Here is an 18,029-nt window from a genome sequence, read left to right as displayed (position 1 = left end):
AATTTGGAGGAATTTAATTTTGGAGAAATTAGAATGAAGACATGGATGAAATTAGTCTTTCTATCATTGATAGCAGTAGTGTTGGTCGCTTGTGAAGGGTTACATATTAAAATTAAAGGGATAAAAATGACGGAAGAGTTGAAAACGGATTCTGTATGGATTGATGTCCATCATGGGGAAAAAGTTACTTTGAATCCATATGATGCAGTTACCGCTGTGTATCATTTTGATGGGAAAGGGAATGTGGTAGCTTATTTGGGACTGGATATAGATCTTGGTGAATTTAGTGGGAAGAATGACAAACAGATACTCGAAATTGCAAAAAAAGCTCATGAACGTAATTTTTATCGCCAAAAACAACAGCTCAGGGAAAGGATGGAAGTTCAATTAGAATCAATGAAGAAGGAAGGTATACAGCTATCGTGGGACGCGAAAAACTCCGCTGACGTGAGAGAAAAATTGAAACGCTTAGATGAAACAATCAAAGATGTACAAAAACAGTTTGATGCAGTCGTTGCATCAAACTATAAGGAACCAAAGGCAAGGGTAGTGAACTACACTTTTGGGACATATGATCGAGATGAGTATAGCAAAAATCAAATGCAGATGGTTTTAACATTTGCCGTACAACAGCTTGCCAAAGACTCAATGTCCTATCAAGTAGAAAAAACTAAAAAGATATTGAGAGAAGGTTTCTTCTCAAAGAGTGCAGAGGAAGTAAAAGATTCTTATTATGTGGGATTAACTGAGGCTGATTCAGAAAATGATGTTCCAGGAGATTATCATGATTTTATGATTTCTGTGAGAAAAGGTCATAGTGGTATTGACTTAAAATAGATAAGATATAAAAATCAGGTTTTCTATAGGAAGAAGATCGAATCAAAAAATATGCTGCTAATAAAATTAATGGACTGTTAGATAGATACGTAGCGTATGACTATAGTTATCAATTTGAGATAGAATATATATGGAAAAATGAAACTAAAGACTTTAAACTTTTGATTTCAGGTTCAGATAAGAGGTTCGAATATTTTAAAGTTTTCGTGAGTGATAAAAGCCCTATCTTTAGAGATTTCCTATATTATTAAATATAAAGTTGTATAATAATATATAATTTTAGTAGTGTTCATATCATTAAATGCAAATATCATGGAAAGACAATATTTTCCCAACTTAATTTTTGGAAAAAGCCAGAGCTTGAATTGAAATAGAGTGCAATATACTGCATTTGGCAAAAAGAAAAAAGTCGTTGAAATTGATTTTCAACGACTTTTTAAACTCTATTATTTAACTTCTGTAAACACAACGTGTTTGCGAAGTTTTGGTGAGTATTTCTTCAATTGAAGACGGTCTGGAGTGTTACGTTTGTTTTTAGAAGTAAGGTACAAGCGTTCACCAGATTCTTTGTGTTCAAGTGTAATATTTACGCGCATGGTATCTCCCTTCTATTATTCAGCTGATGCAGCTTTAGCGATCTTACGTCCTTTGTAGTATCCTTTAAGTGATACACGGTGTGAACGTGAGTAATCTCCAGTTGCTTCGTCAAAGTTTACAGATGGAGCTGTTACTTTGTAGTGCGTACGACGTTTGTTTTTCTTCGCTTTTGATGTGCGACGTGCAGGTACTGCCATTTCGTTTTTCTCCTTTTAAGATATAAATTCAATTAGGTTTGATTTTCATCAACTGTAACAGTATAACAAAACTTTTTTGTAAAGTAAAGTTACTTGACAAAAAAATTGAAATTTTTGAAAGAAATTTTTCTGTCGTCTGTCTCTTCAAAGTCCTTGCCTATCTTTGTGGCCTCTTTTATGCTATAATGGTAAAAAATGGAACGAGAGGAATGACATGACAGAATTAGACAAACGCCATCGTAGTAGTGTCTACGATAGCATGGTAAAATCTCCCAACCGTGCCATGCTTCGCGCGACGGGAATGACCGATGAGAGTTTTGAGAAACCGATTGTTGGAGTGATTTCGACATGGGCGGAAAATACCCCTTGTAACATCCACCTTCACGATTTTGGAAAACTGGCCAAAGAAGGTGTGAAAGATGCAGGTGCTTGGCCGGTTCAATTTGGGACCATTACGGTTGCCGATGGGATCGCTATGGGAACGCCTGGGATGCGCTTCTCCTTGACGTCACGTGATATCATTGCGGATTCTATCGAAGCGGCTATGGGGGGTCACAACGTGGATGCCTTTGTAGCTATCGGAGGCTGTGATAAGAACATGCCTGGTTCCATGATTGCCATTGCCAATATGGATATCCCAGCGATCTTTGCCTATGGTGGTACCATTGCACCGGGTAATCTGAATGGCAAGGATATCGACTTGGTTTCTGTTTTCGAAGGGATCGGGAAGTGGAATCACGGTGATATGACCGCTGAAGAAGTGAAAGATCTTGAGTGTAATGCCTGCCCTGGCCCTGGTGGCTGTGGTGGTATGTATACGGCCAATACCATGGCGACAGCGATCGAGGTCCTTGGTATGAGCTTACCAGGTTCCTCTTCTCACCCTGCTGAATCAGCGGATAAGAAGGCCGATATCGAAGAAGCGGGTCGTGCTGTTGTCAAGATGCTGGAAATGGGTCTCAAACCATCAGATATCTTGACCCGTGAAGCCTTTGAAGATGCGATTACAGTGACCATGGCGCTCGGTGGTTCTACCAATGCGACCCTTCACTTGCTTGCGATCGCTCATGCGGCTAATGTGGACTTGACCCTTGAAGATTTCAACGATTTCCAAGAGCGCGTGCCTCACTTGGCGGACTTGAAACCTTCAGGAAAATATGTCTTCCAAGACCTTTATAATGTTGGTGGTGTGCCAGCCGTCATGAAATACCTTCTTAAGAATGGTTTTCTTCACGGGGATCGCATCACCTGTACTGGTAAAACGGTGGCTGAAAACTTAGAAGCCTTCGCTGATTTGACACCAGGTCAAAAAGTCATCATGCCACTTGAAAATCCAAAACGTGCCGATGGTCCATTGATCATCTTGAAAGGGAACTTGGCTCCAGAAGGGGCAGTTGCCAAAGTATCAGGTGTGAAAGTTCGTAACATCACTGGTCCTGCTAAGGTTTTTGACTCAGAAGAAGCTGCCATTGAAGCCGTTCTTTCGGATGAAATCGTGGATGGCGACGTTGTTGTTGTTCGTTTTGTAGGTCCTAAGGGTGGTCCTGGTATGCCGGAAATGCTGTCCTTGTCATCTATGATCGTTGGGAAAGGCCAAGGAGACAAGGTGGCCCTCTTGACAGACGGCCGCTTCTCAGGTGGGACTTATGGTCTCGTTGTCGGTCACATCGCGCCTGAAGCTCAGGTCGGTGGCCCAATCGCCTACCTCCACACAGGGGACATGGTAACAGTTGATCAAGATACCAAAGAAATCACCATGCACGTTTCAGACGAAGAGTTGGCAAAACGGAAGGCTGAAACAACCTTGCCACCACTGTATAGCCGTGGGGTTTTGGGTAAATACGCCCACATCGTTTCTTCAGCATCACGTGGTGCTGTAACCGACTTCTGGAATATGGAACAGTCTGGTAAACAGTAATTACAAGGACGACTTTGTCCAAAGAGAGAGTGGGACAGAAATCGGTAATTCGTTAGAATTCGATTTCGTCGTCCCACCTCCGCACAGTTGAGTAGGGCTGTAAAAGCTGATGAAATCAGTGTAGTAGAGCCCACTCAACCACTGCGTCTTGCTCGACAATCCAAAAACAATTGAGAGGCTAGGACTTTTGTCCCAGCCTCTTTTTGGGCTCAAAGTCGCTATTTTTAACCCTGTCGCTGAAGCGTATGAATATTACTTTTTGGGAGATTTGAGTGTATTATCTGTCATTTTTCTTGTAAATCCGTCTATAATTTGCTATAATTGTGACTAATCGAATCAATCCTTTAATACTGTCCAGAGAGGCAGGCAAGGAGCTATGGAAATGAAAGGCCTGGGAAGACCAGCCTATATTTTGTGTATCTCCTTGTTGTGGGGGATTTTTTTGTATAGTTGAAAAGTGGTTTGATAAAAAAGAAATCGTCGATGATGGAAGCAGGGAGTGCGTCCTTATGATTTGGTCATCGAAGGTAGACGTTTTTGTTCAGCCATAGCTTGCTGCATCTTAATTTTAGGAGGTTTTTACGATCGTGAATGACGTTAAATATGATGTGAATGATATGCCAAAACCTGGTTTATTGGTTGGTTTATCTTTCCAGCATTTGTTTGCCATGTTTGGGGCGACAGTGCTGGTGCCGATTTTGGTTGGGATTGATCCTGCCATTGCTTTGTTCTCATCTGGTTTGGGGACCTTGGCTCACTTAACCGTGACCAAGTATAAGATTCCAGCCTACATGGGATCTAGTTTTGCTTATATTGCAGCGATGCAAATGCTGATGAAGTCAGATGGGATCGCGGCAGTTGCCCAGGGTGCTATGGCGGGTGGTTTGGTCTACTTGTTTGTAGCTCTGATTGTTAAGCATGCGGGTAAAGATTGGATTAATAAGGTCCTTCCACCAATCGTGGTTGGTCCCATTATCATGGTAATTGGTTTGAGTCTTGCGGCAAATGCAGTCACTGATGCGACAACCTTAAATAAAAGCTATAGTGGTTATGCTCTATTGATTTCGATGGTGACCCTCTTTGCGGTTATCCTCTTTAACATGTATGGCAAGAAGATTGTCGGTGTCGTCCCAATTTTACTTGGATTAATTGTGGGCTATATTTTCTCATTGGCTCTTGGTTTGCTGACAGGACATAGTTTTGTCAATTTCTCAGAGGTAAGTGCGGCGCATTGGATTCAAGTTCCAAACTTTGACATTCCATTTGTGGATTATAGCTTTAAGCTCTATCCAAGTGCGATTTTGACCATGGCTCCGATTGCCTTTGTGACCATGACGGAACATTTTGGCCATCTCATGGTTTTAAACAGTTTGACTGAGCGTGATTACTTCAAGGATCCAGGGCTTGATCATACGCTTACTGGTGATGGCTTGGCACAGATTATTGCTGGATTCTTTGGAGCTCCTCCAGTAACTTCTTATGGGGAAAACATTGGGGTGATGGCCCTTAGTAAGGTCTACTCAGTTTACGTTATTTCAGGCGCGGCAGTGATTGCGGTTGTCATGAGCTTTATTGGGAAGCTATCAGCACTCTTGCACTCTATTCCAACTCCTGTATTGGGAGGTTTGTCTATTGCCCTCTTTGGGGTTATCGCTGCTAGTGGTTTGAAAATTTTAGTTGAACATAAGATTGATTTTGATAATAAAAAGAATCTCTTGATTGCAAGTGTGATCTTGGTATCAGGGATCGGTGGTTTGATGATTGACCTCGGTGGTCTTCAAATCACTGGTGTCGCAACGTCAACCATTCTTGGGATTGTGTTGTATCAAATCCTTCCAGAACCAAAAGCTGATGAGGCTTAGTCCATTCTGGTAGTGAAAAAGTTTGAATGGATTTAAACATTATAAAAAACGAGGAACAGACTCTGATGTCAGAGCTGGTGTTCCTCGTTTTTATTGTGGATCGGATTTCCAAAGAGGCCTTCCTTCGTTAGTTGAATGCATTTTTTAAAAGGTAATGCTTATTATCGTGGTGGAAGACCAAGGGCGATGCGCCCGTATCGGCTGATTCGTGTAATTTTCCAAGCGGGTGACCAAGTCACTTCAACCTTGACATCTTCGATCCCCTCGATTTCTTTTAGGCGAGCGACGATTTCGATCGGAAGGCTCTCAGCACAGCTACAAGCCGTATCGGTAAAGGTCATAACCACCTTGCAAGTGCCGGCTTCATCTAGATGGATCTCGTAGATCAGTCCCAGATTATAAACATCTAACTCAACATCGGTATCAAATACAAGCTCCAATTTTTCGATTAACGGCTTCTCTAGTGCCAGGGCGCGGTCATTGATTTTGATATCCTCTCTCATCGCAAGATCCTTTCAGTGTAGTATGGCTTCCATTTTCTCATAATTCGGCTGATAAGGCAAGAAGAGAAAGAGGTTTTGAACGTGTCGAACGAAGGAAATTCGGTCCAGCCTCCATTTCTCTTCGAATTTGTGGTAAAATAGAGGCAAAAGTAAGACAAAGGATGAAGGCTATGAAATTACAAAAACCAAAAGGGACCCAGGATATCCTTCCTGGCGATTCAGCGAAATGGCAATATGTAGAAGGCTTTGCACGCAAGGTCTTTGCGCGATACAATTATGATGAAATCCGCACACCGATCTTCGAACATTATGAAGTCATCAGCCGTTCAGTAGGGGATACGACGGATATCGTTACCAAAGAAATGTATGATTTCTATGACAAGGGAGACCGTCATATCACGCTTCGTCCAGAAGGAACAGCTCCTGTTGTCCGCTCCTATGTAGAAAATAAACTCTTTGCGCCTGAGGTACAAAAACCAAGTAAGTTCTATTACATAGGCCCAATGTTCCGCTACGAACGTCCTCAAGCAGGTCGTTTGCGTCAATTCCACCAAATTGGGGTAGAATGCTTTGGATCGAGCAATCCTGCAACGGATGTCGAAACAATTGCCATGGCCGCGCAATTCCTGAAAGAACTAGGGATTGATAATGTGACCTTGCACTTGAACACCTTGGGAAGCCCTGCTAGTCGTCAGGCTTATCGTCAAGCCTTGATTGATTACCTCTTGCCAATGAAGGATCAATTGTCTAAGGACAGCCAACGTCGCTTAGAAGAAAATCCGCTTCGTGTTTTGGATTCAAAAGAAAAAGAAGACAAGGCCGCGGTTGAACAGGCTCCTTCCATCCTAGACTATCTAGATGAAGAAAGCCAAGCGCATTTTGATGCGGTTCGTCGGATGTTAGAAGACTTGGGGGTAGCCTATGTCATCGATACCAATATGGTGCGTGGCTTGGATTACTACAACCACACGATTTTTGAGTTCATTACAGAAATTGAAGGCAATGAATTAACAGTCTGTGCGGGTGGTCGCTATGATGGTTTGGTTGAATACTTCGGTGGCCCTGCGACAGCTGGTTTTGGATTTGGGATTGGTCTGGAACGGATCCTTCTCGTTCTTGAAAAGAAAGGCATTGAATTACCGATCGAAACAGGCCTAGATGCCTATATCGCTGTCCTAGGAGATGAAGTCAATGAAGCAGCGCTTAGCTTGGTTCAGGCCCTTCGAATCCAAGGTTTCAAGGCAGAACGTGATTACCTTGGACGCAAGCTCAAGGCACAATTTAAGTCAGCAGATGTCTTTGCGGCCAAAGCCTTGATTACCTTAGGAAGTAGTGAAGTTGAGAGCGGTCAAGTTACTGTGAAAAATAACCAAACTCGTCAAGAAGTAACGGTAGCTCTTGAAAGCTTGAAGAAAGACTTCCCATCTGTTTTAGCAGAGTTGGGATTGGCTTGATCAAGTCTTGCAGACACCTGAAAAACAGATTCGCATGGGAGTAGGAGCAAAGTCGTTGCGCCTGCTCTCTTTTATCTAGCTTCTGTTTGCCGACCTTTGCCAAGATTTGGCGAAAAGCCGTTAAATTTTCTGACATTTATGATATAATGAGAAGACTACTAGTAAAGGAATGAAACAGTCATGACATTAGTTTATCAATCAACACGAGATGAAAAAAATACTGTAACAGCTAGTCAAGCCATCCTTCAAGGATTGGCGACAGATGGCGGTTTGTTTACTCCAGTCTCTTATCCTCAAGTAGAGCTGGATTTTGATACCCTCAAAGACGCTTCTTACCAAGAAGTGGCCAAGCTTGTTTTGTCAGCCTTTTTGGACGACTTTACAGCAGAAGAGTTGGACTACTGTATTTCTCATGCTTATGACAGCAAGTTTGATACCCCAGCTATTGCTCCGCTTGTCAAACTCGATGGGCAATACAACTTGGAACTTTTCCACGGTTCCACCATTGCCTTTAAAGATATGGCTTTGTCGATCTTGCCTTACTTTATGACAACAGCAGCTAAAAAGCACGGTTTGGAAAATAAAATTGTCATCTTGACGGCGACTTCTGGAGATACAGGAAAAGCTGCGATGGCAGGTTTTGCCGATGTTCCAGGGACAGAGATCATTGTCTTTTATCCAAAAGATGGTGTCAGCAAGGTGCAAGAATTGCAAATGACGACTCAAACGGGGGACAATACCCATGTCATCGCCATCGATGGAAACTTTGACGATGCCCAAACCAATGTCAAACACATGTTCAATGATGTGGCGCTTCGTGAAAAATTAGCAGCCAACAAGATGCAATTCTCATCAGCCAACTCTATGAACATTGGTCGTTTGGTGCCTCAGGTTGTCTATTATGTATACGCCTATGCGCAATTGGTGAAGACAGGCCAAATCACAGCGGGAGAAAAAGTCAACTTTACCGTCCCAACAGGAAACTTTGGAAATATCTTGGCAGCTTTCTATGCCAAACAAATCGGTCTTCCAGTTGGAAAATTGATCTGTGCGTCAAATGAAAACAATGTTTTGACAGACTTCTTCAAAACACATGTCTATGATAAGAAACGTGAGTTCAAGGTGACCACCAGTCCATCGATGGATATTTTGGTCTCTTCAAACTTGGAACGCTTGATTTTCCACTTGGTAGGCAATGATGCCACAAAGACCAAAGAATTGATGGAAAGCCTTGTTGCAACAGGTCAGTACCAATTGTCCAACTTTGATGCAGACATCTTAGATTTGTTTGCGGCTGCATACGCAGATGAAGCAGAAACTGCTACAGAGATCAAGCGGGTCTATGAAGCGTCTGATTACATCGAAGACCCTCATACAGCCGTAGCATCAGCCGTTTACCAAAAATACCGGACCCAAACAGGGGATACTGCTAAAACAGTCATTGCCTCTACAGCAAGTCCTTATAAATTCCCAGTTGTGGCAGTAGAAGCGGTGACGGGCGAGACAGGTCTAGGCGATTTCGAAGCCTTGGCTAAATTACACACACTCTCAGGTGTTCCTGTGCCACCGGCTGTAGACGGCCTTGAAACTGCACCAGTTCGCCATCGTACAAGCGTGGCAGCCAAAGACATGCAAGCAGCCGTAGAAGACTACTTGGGACTTTAATTCTCTGTATTAGAAAGATCAAAAGAGCCGTTTGGCTCTTTTATATACTCATGAATTCATACAAAAAAATCTTAAATATCGCCCTTCCTGCCATGGGTGAAAATTTCTTACAAATGCTGATGGGCATGGTGGACTCTTATTTAGTGGCTCACCTGGGCTTGATTGCCATTTCAGGTGTTTCCGTCGCAGAGAATATCATCACCATCTATCAAGCCATCTTTTTGGCACTGGGTGCGGCAGTTGCCAGTGTTATGTCCAAAAGCTTGGGTGAAAAAAATCAAGAAAATATTGCCTACCATGCGACAGAGTCACTGAAGGTGACCTTATTGTTGAGTGCTCTCTTAGGAGGGGCATCGCTGTTATTTGGGCGCCAGATGATTTCGCTGTTGGGGACTGAAGCTGCAGTAGCCGAAAGCGGGGGGATTTACCTTTCCTTGGTCGGCGGGACCATTGTTCTCTTAGGATTGATGACGACCTTGGGCTCCTTGGTTCGGGTGGCCAACAATCCACGTCTTCCTATGTATGTGAGCCTCTTGACCAATCTATTAAATGCTCTGTTCTCCTCTGTAGCCATTTTCCTTTTTGGCTGGGGAATTGTCGGAGCAGCTTTGGGGACAGTGCTGGCTCGTCTGGTGGGGGTTGTCCTCTTGTGGCAAAAGGTCCAGCTACCCTTTGCCCCCCTTCGTTGGGGATTGGATCGTAAGCTCTTGAACTTAGCACTTCCAGCAGCCGGAGAGCGGCTGATGATGCGGGCTGGAGATGTGGTAATCATTGCGATCGTGGTTGCTTTTGGGACCGAGGCAGTCGCAGGAAATGCCATCGGAGAGACCTTGACCCAGTTCAACTACATGCCTGTATTTGGAGTGGCCACAGCGACGGTTATGCTCGTGGCACGGAGCCTGGGTGAAGGTGATCTTGAGCAGATTGCCCGCCTTCGAAAGCAGTCTTACTGGTTGTCCTTCGTGTTCATGTTACCCATTGCCTTGGGAATCTTTTTTGGGGGCACCCTTCTGACCCATCTCTACACACAAGATACAAAAGCAGTCGAAGCTAGCCTTTCGGTTGTCCTCTTTTCTTTGTTAGGAACGCCGTTTACAGCAGGAACGGTCATCTATACAGCTGTTTGGCAAGGCTTGGGAAATGGGAAACTTCCATTTTATGCAACGACGATTGGCATGTGGGTCATTCGAATTGGAGCCGGTTATCTGCTTGGAGTAACCCTTGGCTTTGGCCTTCCAGGGGTCTGGACGGGGACGCTGCTCGACAATGGCTTTCGTTGGCTATTTTTGAGTCAGCTATATAGACGAAAAGTAGGAGAGAAGAAAAAATGACAAAACGAGCCTTTATTTGGGATTTGGATGGGACCTTGCTGGATTCCTATGATGCGATTCTGGCAGGTCTTGAGGAGACCTATGCAACTTATCAGCTTCCCTTTGACCGAGCTAGCATTAAAGACTACATCTTGAAGCATTCGGTTCAAGATCTTTTAGTAGCCGTGGCGGAGGAGTATCATCTGGATGTGACTGACTTGAATCATCGCCGAGCTGAAAGTCTAGCAGAGAAAAATGCCCAGGTCCTTCTGATGGATGGGGCGCCTGATGTCCTAGCCTGGGGACAAGAAGCTGGAATTGAGCAGTTTGTCTATACCCATAAGGGAGAGAATGCCTTTGTCATCCTGCGGGACTTGGGTTTGGAATCTTTTTTTACAGAGATTTTGACCAGTCAAAGTGGTTTTGCCCGCAAGCCTGACCCAGAAGCTGCCATGTATCTGATGGAGAAGTACGGGTTGGAGCCAGAAAATACCTACTATATTGGGGATCGGAGCCTGGATATTGACTTTGCAAGAAATAGCCAGATTCAGAGTATCAATTTCTTGACGTCTGACTATCAAGGCAATCATCAGATGAACACCTTACTAGATATCCCAGCTATTTTAAACGCTGAAAAGAATCTGTAAAGAATTTGTTTTCATTTTGAAATAAAGTCGTAAGCTTTCTTTAAGAAATGTCCGCTATAATAGAAGCATAAACAAAGACCTCCTAACTTTGTTTAGAAAAATCCTAAAACTTTTCTTTTTCATAATAATCTCCCTAAGAGTCGCCAAATCAGGCGGCTTTTTTTGTGTGAAAGAATAGTGCAAGCTCTTTTTCTTGCCAGAGGATATGAAATGTTTTATAATTGATTAGTCAATTATTGATTTATCAAAAATGAATAGAGGAAGGGACATGGCAGAAATAAATGATTTGCTCTACCAACTACGCTTGGCAGATCAATCAACTACACAGTTATTTGAAAAGCGCCTAGGGATTAGCTTAACACGTTACCAAATCTTGCAGGATTTGTTAGAACAAGCGCCTTGCAATCAGATCGCGGTTCAGGAGCGCTTGCAGATTGATCCAGCGGCTTTAACCCGACATTTCAAAATATTAGAAAAGGAAGGATTTGTCCATCGGAGTCGAAATCCAAAGAATCAGCGGGAAATCTTAATTCATTTGACGGATACGGCCTATAATCGTTTGGTCAAACATCCCCCTCGCTATCATGTGGCGGTGAAAGAACAGATGAGTCGGATTTTGACTGCTCAAGAACAAGAGCAATTTTCTTACCTGCTGGACAAATTAGTATCTGGCATTGAACAAATAACAGTTGAATAAAAAGGGGAATCTACGATGTCATTACTGACGATTATTTTAGCAAGTCTTGCTGCACTGGAGCATTTGTATATTTTTTATTTGGAGAGCATCAGAACCACATCTGATACCACAAGTCGGGTTTTCAACATGGATAAAGAAGAACTCGCTCGCCCATCTGTGACCTCTTTATTTAAGAATCAAGGGATATACAATGCCTTGATTGGTGTCTTCCTCTTGTATGGATTGTTTGTCTCTAAAAATAGTGAAGTTGTTACGATTTTTGTGCTTTTTATTATTGGAGCTGCAGCCTACGGTGCGATGACAGCCAATAAAAAGATTATCTTGACCCAAGGTGGACCTGCAATTTTAGCTTTATTGAGTATCCTATTGTTGGGATAAAAAGGACGGGCCGCTAGGGCTCTTTGAGCTGATTTTATTAAATAAGTGTAGAAAAAAGTATAAAAAAAGACTAAATTTTATTGACTTTCTAAGAAAAAGGGTTATAATGGTAGCAACAGAAAAGTAATGAGTCAGCTATTTTCAGGGAGCTTGTGGGAATTGTGAACAAGCAATAGCGACTGATGAAAATTGGACTGTTATGATCAATGAATTCTAACCCATGTGAATTCGGTTGGCACCCCTTACCGTGCAACTCCTTGATAGAGGAGATAGAGATGTAGGGAAAGACCAGCTATTTTTCCCTATAAAAGAGGTGGCACCGCGGACACTACGCCCTCACACAGTTTTTGTGTGAGGGCTTTTCTATGTGCCTTAGCGAGCGAAGCGAGCTTAGGCACATTGATCCCAAAGCGAAAATAGAGCGATGGGATACCCTTGCTCGCCTTAGCAAGCGACGTTACGATTCATTAGAAAAAGAGTTCTAGAAGAGAGGTTTCTGATATGAAAAAAGTTTTATCTGCTGATGTGTTGAGTCCAATTTTGGCTTATATGCGTTTGGATGCGCCCCATAAAATGATCTTGGAGTCGATCCCTCGTGAAAAAGAGAATGCGCGTTTTTCAATTGTAGCCTATCGGCCAGTCAGTGAAGTCAAGTTTGAAAATGGCGTCCTCTATTACAATGATCAAATTGTTGAAGAGGATCCTTTGGACTTTTTGAATCGCATCACGGTCAAAACGAAAACTTCTGAAGAGCTTCCTTTTAACGGTGGGGCGATTGGATTTGTCGGCTATGACTTGATTGGCCTCTATGAGAACATTGGTTCCATTCCTGAAGATACGATTGGCACACCAGATCTTCACTTTTTCTTATATGAAAGCTATGTAATTTTTGATCACAAAAAGGAAAAGGTTTATGTGGTGGAAGAGAACCTCTATAGTGGACGGAGTGAAGCAGAGCAAGCGTCGAGCTTGGAGCAAGTGTTAGCACAATTGGCAAGACCTGCAAAGGAAGAGTTTCAGGACAAGGATCTGCATGCGCTTCATTTCCACAATCATTTGGAGCAAAAAGAGTTTGAGGAAATGGTAGCCCTAGCGCGGGACTATATTCGAAAAGGAGATATGTTTCAATGCGTGCTCAGTCAACGTTTTTCAGCTGATTTTTCAGGAAAACCATTGGATTATTACCGCAATTTGCGCGTGACCAACCCTTCGAATTATCTCTACTTTTATGATTTTGGGGAGTACCAAATTATCGGGGCTAGTCCAGAAAGTCTGGTGTCGGTCAAGGATCGAGTGGTGACAACCAATCCCATTGCTGGCACGCGACCAAGAGGGATTGATGAAGAGAGTGATCGGCAATTGGCAACTGATTTGGCAGGGGATCCAAAAGAAGTCGCAGAACACCAGATGTTGGTGGATCTAGGGCGAAACGATATTGGTCGTATCGCTCAAAATGGGTCGGTTGAAGTAACTAAATATATGGAAGTGGAGTTCTTCCGTTATGTGATGCACCTGACGAGTGTGGTCAAGGGTCAATTGCTTCCTGGACTAGCCTCTATTGAGGCTCTGAAGGCAACTCTTCCAGCTGGGACCGTTTCTGGTGCTCCCAAGATTCGAGCCATGAAGCGAATCTATGAGGCAGAAAAAGAGAAACGTGGCGTCTATGCGGGTGCTATTGGCTATCTCTCTGTGACGGGGGATCTCGATTTTGCTATTGCGATTCGAACCATGATCCTCAAAAATAAGAAGGCTTATGTGCAGGCCGGAGCAGGAATCGTTTATGATTCGATCGCTGAAAATGAATACCAAGAAACCGTCAATAAGGCAAAATCAATGACAAGGATTGGAGAAGAAGGATGATTTTATTAGTAGATAATTACGATTCATTTACCTACAATTTAGCACAGTATATCGGAAAATTTGATGAGGTCCAGGTGCTTCGAAATGATGATCCGGACTTGTACCAAGCTGCCCAAGAAGCAGATGCCTTGGTCTTTTCTCCAGGTCCAGGTTGGCCAAAGGATGCGGGCAAGATGGAGGAGATGATTCGAGATTTCGCGGGGATCAAACCAATCTTGGGGATTTGCTTGGGGCATCAAGCGATTGCGGAAGTTTTTGGAGGGCGCTTGGGATTGGCACCACAGGTCATGCATGGCAAACAAAGCCAGATCCAGCTAGAAGCTCCATCTCCGCTATACGCGGGTGTCGCAAAAGAAGTCCCAGTCATGCGCTATCATTCGCTGACGATTGAAGACATGCCAGAGGATTTTGTCATTACCTCTCGGACGACGGATGATCAAGCCATTATGGGAATTCAACACCGTAGCTTACCGATTTATGGTTTTCAATACCATCCAGAAAGTATCGGAACACCAGATGGGCTAAAGACCATCGAAAATTTTGTCAAACTAGTCAAGGAGCGGAAGATGAAACAAGTGCTTGCAAAGGTAGCGGAAGGAATAGATCTAACCAGCGCAGAATTAGAAGCAGCCATGGAGGAAGTTGTCGCTGGTCGTGCTTCAGAAGCACAGGTGACGGCCCTTCTTCTAGGTCTCAAAATGAAGGGGGAAACGGTTGAAGAGCGGACGGCTATTGCAAAAGTGATGCAGGCCTATGCAGTTACTATTCCTACAGAAGTTCAAGGAGCAATGGACAATTGTGGAACTGGGGGAGATCGTTCCTATAGTTTCAATATTTCAACAACAGCTGCCTTCGTCCTTGCTGGTGGTGGCATCAAGATGGCGAAACACGGAAATCGTTCGATCTCTTCTAAATCTGGTTCTGCGGATGTGCTAGAAGCGCTAGGGATTAACCTTGATTTGGGTCCAGAAGACTTGGGACGAGTGTTTGAAAAAGCGGGCATTGTCTTTCTGTTTGCCAAAAATCTGCATCCTGGCATGCGCTATATTATGCCAGCTCGCTTGGCACTAGGGGTTCCAACGGTGATGAACTTAACTGGTCCTCTTATTAATCCGATTCCTCTAGAAACCCAGCTATTGGGAACCAGTCGTCCGGATATGCTGGGAAGTACAGCGGAGATTCTAAAGAATTTGGGTCGAAAACGCGCAGTGGTAGTGAGTGGCCCACAAGGTTTGGACGAGGCAGGCCTTGATGGAGAAACCCAGCTCGCTATTTTGGAAAATGGACAGGTTACCTTATCCAGCTTTCAACCAGAAGATATGGGAATGGAGCGCATCGAAATTGATCAAGTACGAGGTGGAGACGCCAAACGCAATGCGGAAATTTTGCTCAGCGTCTTGAAGAATGAAGCGAGTCCGTTCTTAGAGGTGGCTGTCTTGAATGCTGGCCTTGGTTTTTATGCCAACGGCAAAGTAGATTCTATCAAGGAGGGGATTGCCTTGGCACGTGAAGTGATTGCCAGTGGGGCCGCCCTTGAGAAATTGAGATTATTACAGGAGTATCAAAAATGAGTCAAGAATTCTTGCCAAAGATTCTAAAGGAAAAGGCGCGTGAAGTGGCTGTGATGAAAGAAGAGGAGCTCCAACCTTTGCGCGAGACCTACCGCCTGTATGATTACCTAAAGAGTCATCCAGAAAAGCTTCAGGTCATTGCGGAAGTGAAAAAGGCTAGCCCGAGTCTGGGAGACATTCATGTCGATGTGGATATCGTCGCGCAGGCTAAGACTTACCAAGAAAATGGGGCCGTGATGATTTCTGTCTTGACTGATGAAGTGTTTTTCAAGGGCAGTATCGAGTATCTCCGGGAAATTTCTAGTCAGGTGCGCATTCCAACCCTCAACAAAGATTTCATTGTGGATGAAAAGCAACTGATTCGGGCGCGAAACGCAGGGGCAACTGTGATCTTGTTGATTGTTGCAGCCTTATCAGAGGCTCGTCTGAAAGAACTCTTCGATTTTGCGACCCATCTTGGACTGGAGGTCTTGGTGGAGACCCATAATCTGACAGAACTAGAGGTAGCTCACCGGATTGGGGCTCAGATCATAGGGGTCAATAATCGCAACTTGGTGACCTTTGAGACAGATCTTCATACTAGCCTTGAATTGGCGACCAATTTTGAACAAGAACCGGTTTACATCTCGGAGTCTGCCATTTTTACAGCAGAAGATGCGTGCATGCTGGCTCCTTATTTTAATGGCATTCTCGTTGGGACAGCCCTCATGAAGGCATACAATGTGGCTGAAAAAGTAAAGGAGTTGCAGATTGACAAAGGTTAAAATTTGCGGATTATCCACCCCAGAAGTTGTCCAGACAGCTGTTGAGGCAGGTGCGGATTACATTGGTTTTGTCTTTGCACCAAGCAAACGGCAAGTGACGCTGGAGCAAGCTCGGCAGTTGGCTACAGGGATTCCAAAGGGGGTTCAAAAAGTCGGTGTTTTTGTATCGCCACAAAGAGAAGAAGTGGAGCAAGCTTGCCAAGTTGTGGGCTTGGATTTGATACAAGTGCATGGGCCGATAGATGAAACCATCTTGCAAGACCTTCCCCAACAAACGATTCGCGCTGTTCAAATGGGGAAAGATGTAGCTCTTCCTGAGACCAGTGCTGATTATCTGCTCTTTGATGCTCCTGTAGCAGGAAGTGGGCAGACCTTTGAGTGGCAAGAACTCGAAAGTCAAAACGTTACAAAGCCCTTCTTTATTGCAGGAGGCTTGACGGTAGACAATGTAGCAGACGCCATTCGCTTCTTTCATCCTTATGCGGTGGATGTATCCAGTGGGGTCGAGACAAATGGAAAAAAAGATCAAGAAAAAATAAAACGATTTATAGAAAGGGTCAAGCATGGCATATAAACAACCAGATAAAAACGGATTTTACGGGCGGTTCGGGGGACGATTTGTCCCTGAAACCTTGATGACAGCAGTTTTAGAATTAGAAGAAGCCTACAGAGAAAGTCAAGCAGATCCTTCTTTTCAAGCAGAATTGGATCAGCTTCTGAAACAATATGTCGGTCGGGAAACACCGCTCTATTATGCTAAAAATCTTACCAAGTATGTCGGTGGAGCCAAGATCTTTCTTAAAAGAGAAGACCTCAACCACACAGGGGCTCATAAAATTAATAATGCCCTAGGACAAGTTTTATTGGCACATCGGATGGGCAAAAAGAAGATCATCGCAGAAACAGGGGCCGGACAGCACGGTGTTGCAACGGCAACGGCAGCTGCTTTATTTGATATGGAATGCACCATCTACATGGGGGAAGAAGATGTCAAACGCCAAGCCCTCAATGTCTTTCGGATGGAGTTATTGGGCGCCAAGGTTCAATCAGTAACAGATGGGTCACGGGTTCTCAAGGATGCGGTCAATGCTGCCCTTAGAGCCTGGGTAGCAAATGTGGAGGATACCCACTATATCATGGGTTCTGCTCTAGGGCCTCATCCATTCCCAGAAATTGTCCGTGATTTTCAAAGTGTCATTGGCCGAGAAGCCAAACGCCAATTTGCAGAGCAAAATGATGGTGCGTTGCCAGATGCCGTCCTAGCCTGTGTAGGAGGCGGATCGAACGCTATTGGGCTCTTTTATCCTTTTGTTGAGGATACATCTGTTGCCATGTATGGGGCAGAAGCTGCTGGCCTTGGAGTGGATACAGACCAGCATGCAGCAACCTTGACCAAGGGGCGTCCGGGAGTCCTTCACGGCGCCTTGATGGATGTGTTACAGGATGCTCATGGACAGATTTTAGAAGCCTTCTCGATTTCAGCAGGTCTCGATTACCCAGGAATTGGGCCAGAGCATTCTTATTTCCATGAGATCAAGCGGGCAACCTATGTGCCTGTGACAGACCAAGAAGCCCTAGAAGCCTTTCAATTGCTTTCAAAAGTAGAAGGAATCATTCCAGCTCTAGAATCGAGCCATGCTATCGCCTATGCGGTGAAGTTGGCCAAGGAAATGGGGCCTGAAAAATCTATGATCGTTTGCTTATCAGGTCGTGGGGACAAAGATGTGGTACAAGTCAAAGACCGCCTAGAACAAGAGAGGGGAGAGTAA

Annotated in this window: 17 protein-coding genes and 1 pseudogene; 15 read left to right on the top strand and 3 right to left on the bottom strand. The window is 44.1% G+C overall.

Annotation, left to right across the window (positions count from 1 at the left end):
- The first annotated feature begins 33 nt into the window (after positions 1-33).
- Entirely contained in the window at positions 34-837 is an 804-nt protein-coding gene (locus tag SM123_RS00295) for a hypothetical protein (protein ID WP_320909569.1), read from the top strand.
- A gap of 446 nt (positions 838-1,283) precedes the next feature.
- On the opposite strand, the gene rpmG is transcribed toward SM123_RS00295, so the two are convergent.
- Both rpmG and rpmF read right to left on the bottom strand, forming a co-directional pair.
- On the bottom strand, positions 1,284-1,433 hold the full coding sequence (gene rpmG / locus SM123_RS00290; protein WP_001265622.1) for a 50S ribosomal protein L33: 150 nt from the start codon (positions 1,431-1,433) through the stop codon (positions 1,284-1,286).
- A gap of 15 nt (positions 1,434-1,448) precedes the next feature.
- A complete protein-coding gene (gene rpmF, locus SM123_RS00285; RefSeq protein ID WP_003009516.1) occupies positions 1,449-1,631 on the bottom strand; it encodes a 50S ribosomal protein L32 in 183 nt (60 codons plus the stop codon).
- Positions 1,632-1,845: 214 nt separating this feature from the next.
- Between rpmF and ilvD the strand changes: the two genes are divergently transcribed.
- Together ilvD and SM123_RS00275 are read left to right on the top strand one after the other, a co-directional pair.
- Entirely contained in the window at positions 1,846-3,549 is a 1,704-nt protein-coding gene (ilvD, locus tag SM123_RS00280; protein WP_049515503.1) for a dihydroxy-acid dehydratase, read from the top strand.
- 587 nt (positions 3,550-4,136) lie between these two features.
- Complete coding sequence (locus SM123_RS00275; RefSeq protein ID WP_070586605.1) at positions 4,137-5,411, top strand: uracil-xanthine permease family protein; 1,275 nt, start codon at positions 4,137-4,139, stop codon at positions 5,409-5,411.
- 161 nt (positions 5,412-5,572) lie between these two features.
- Here the strand turns inward: SM123_RS00275 and SM123_RS00270 are convergent, their stop codons facing one another.
- The gene (locus tag SM123_RS00270) at positions 5,573-5,914 is read right to left on the bottom strand and encodes a metal-sulfur cluster assembly factor (protein WP_003010891.1); all 342 of its coding nucleotides are present in this window, start codon (positions 5,912-5,914) and stop codon (positions 5,573-5,575) included.
- A 170-nt stretch (positions 5,915-6,084) separates the two neighbouring features.
- Between SM123_RS00270 and hisS the strand changes: the two genes are divergently transcribed.
- The 12 genes and pseudogenes from hisS to trpB all read left to right on the top strand — a co-directional run bounded on the left by hisS (position 6,085) and on the right by trpB (position 18,029).
- Complete coding sequence (gene hisS / locus SM123_RS00265) at positions 6,085-7,368, top strand: histidine--tRNA ligase (protein WP_320909568.1); 1,284 nt, start codon at positions 6,085-6,087, stop codon at positions 7,366-7,368.
- A gap of 180 nt (positions 7,369-7,548) precedes the next feature.
- Positions 7,549-9,033 carry a threonine synthase gene (thrC, locus tag SM123_RS00260; RefSeq protein ID WP_320909567.1) on the top strand — a complete coding sequence of 495 codons (1,485 nt, stop codon included), beginning with the start codon at positions 7,549-7,551 and terminating at the stop codon, positions 9,031-9,033.
- 50 nt (positions 9,034-9,083) lie between these two features.
- Positions 9,084-10,364: an MATE family efflux transporter gene (locus tag SM123_RS00255; protein ID WP_320909566.1), complete on the top strand. Its 1,281-nt coding sequence runs from the start codon at positions 9,084-9,086 to the stop codon at positions 10,362-10,364.
- The gene (locus SM123_RS00250) at positions 10,361-10,990 is read left to right on the top strand and encodes an HAD-IA family hydrolase (RefSeq protein ID WP_320909565.1); all 630 of its coding nucleotides are present in this window, start codon (positions 10,361-10,363) and stop codon (positions 10,988-10,990) included. Before SM123_RS00255 ends, SM123_RS00250 begins: the two co-directional genes overlap by 4 nt.
- A gap of 268 nt (positions 10,991-11,258) precedes the next feature.
- A complete protein-coding gene (locus tag SM123_RS00245; RefSeq protein ID WP_023920160.1) occupies positions 11,259-11,687 on the top strand; it encodes a MarR family winged helix-turn-helix transcriptional regulator in 429 nt (142 codons plus the stop codon).
- 15 nt (positions 11,688-11,702) lie between these two features.
- The gene (locus SM123_RS00240) at positions 11,703-12,065 is read left to right on the top strand and encodes a DUF1304 domain-containing protein (protein WP_003009544.1); all 363 of its coding nucleotides are present in this window, start codon (positions 11,703-11,705) and stop codon (positions 12,063-12,065) included.
- Positions 12,066-12,566: 501 nt separating this feature from the next.
- On the top strand, positions 12,567-13,925 hold the full coding sequence (gene trpE / locus SM123_RS00235; protein WP_070464646.1) for an anthranilate synthase component I: 1,359 nt from the start codon (positions 12,567-12,569) through the stop codon (positions 13,923-13,925).
- Positions 13,922-14,482, top strand: a pseudogene (locus tag SM123_RS00230) (aminodeoxychorismate/anthranilate synthase component II); the annotation flags it as partial. The gene trpE and the pseudogene SM123_RS00230, both read left to right, overlap by 4 nt.
- Before the next feature lie 9 nt (positions 14,483-14,491).
- Positions 14,492-15,496, top strand: coding sequence for an anthranilate phosphoribosyltransferase (gene trpD / locus SM123_RS00225; RefSeq protein ID WP_320909986.1), 1,005 nt, complete (start codon positions 14,492-14,494; stop codon positions 15,494-15,496).
- Positions 15,493-16,260 (top strand): indole-3-glycerol phosphate synthase TrpC, encoded by a 768-nt coding sequence (gene trpC / locus SM123_RS00220; protein ID WP_320909564.1) that lies wholly within the window; start codon positions 15,493-15,495, stop codon positions 16,258-16,260. The genes trpD and trpC overlap by 4 nt, the downstream gene beginning before the upstream one ends.
- Positions 16,247-16,834 carry a phosphoribosylanthranilate isomerase gene (locus SM123_RS00215; protein WP_320909563.1) on the top strand — a complete coding sequence of 196 codons (588 nt, stop codon included), beginning with the start codon at positions 16,247-16,249 and terminating at the stop codon, positions 16,832-16,834. The genes trpC and SM123_RS00215 overlap by 14 nt, the downstream gene beginning before the upstream one ends.
- Positions 16,824-18,029, top strand: a complete 1,206-nt coding sequence (trpB, locus tag SM123_RS00210) for a tryptophan synthase subunit beta (RefSeq protein WP_049517954.1) — start codon at positions 16,824-16,826, stop codon at positions 18,027-18,029. Before SM123_RS00215 ends, trpB begins: the two co-directional genes overlap by 11 nt.

The organism is Streptococcus sp. S5 (genome assembly GCF_034134805.1).
Lineage (GTDB): Bacteria > Bacillota > Bacilli > Lactobacillales > Streptococcaceae > Streptococcus > Streptococcus lingualis.
This window is presented reverse-complemented; position numbering and strand designations above follow the sequence as displayed.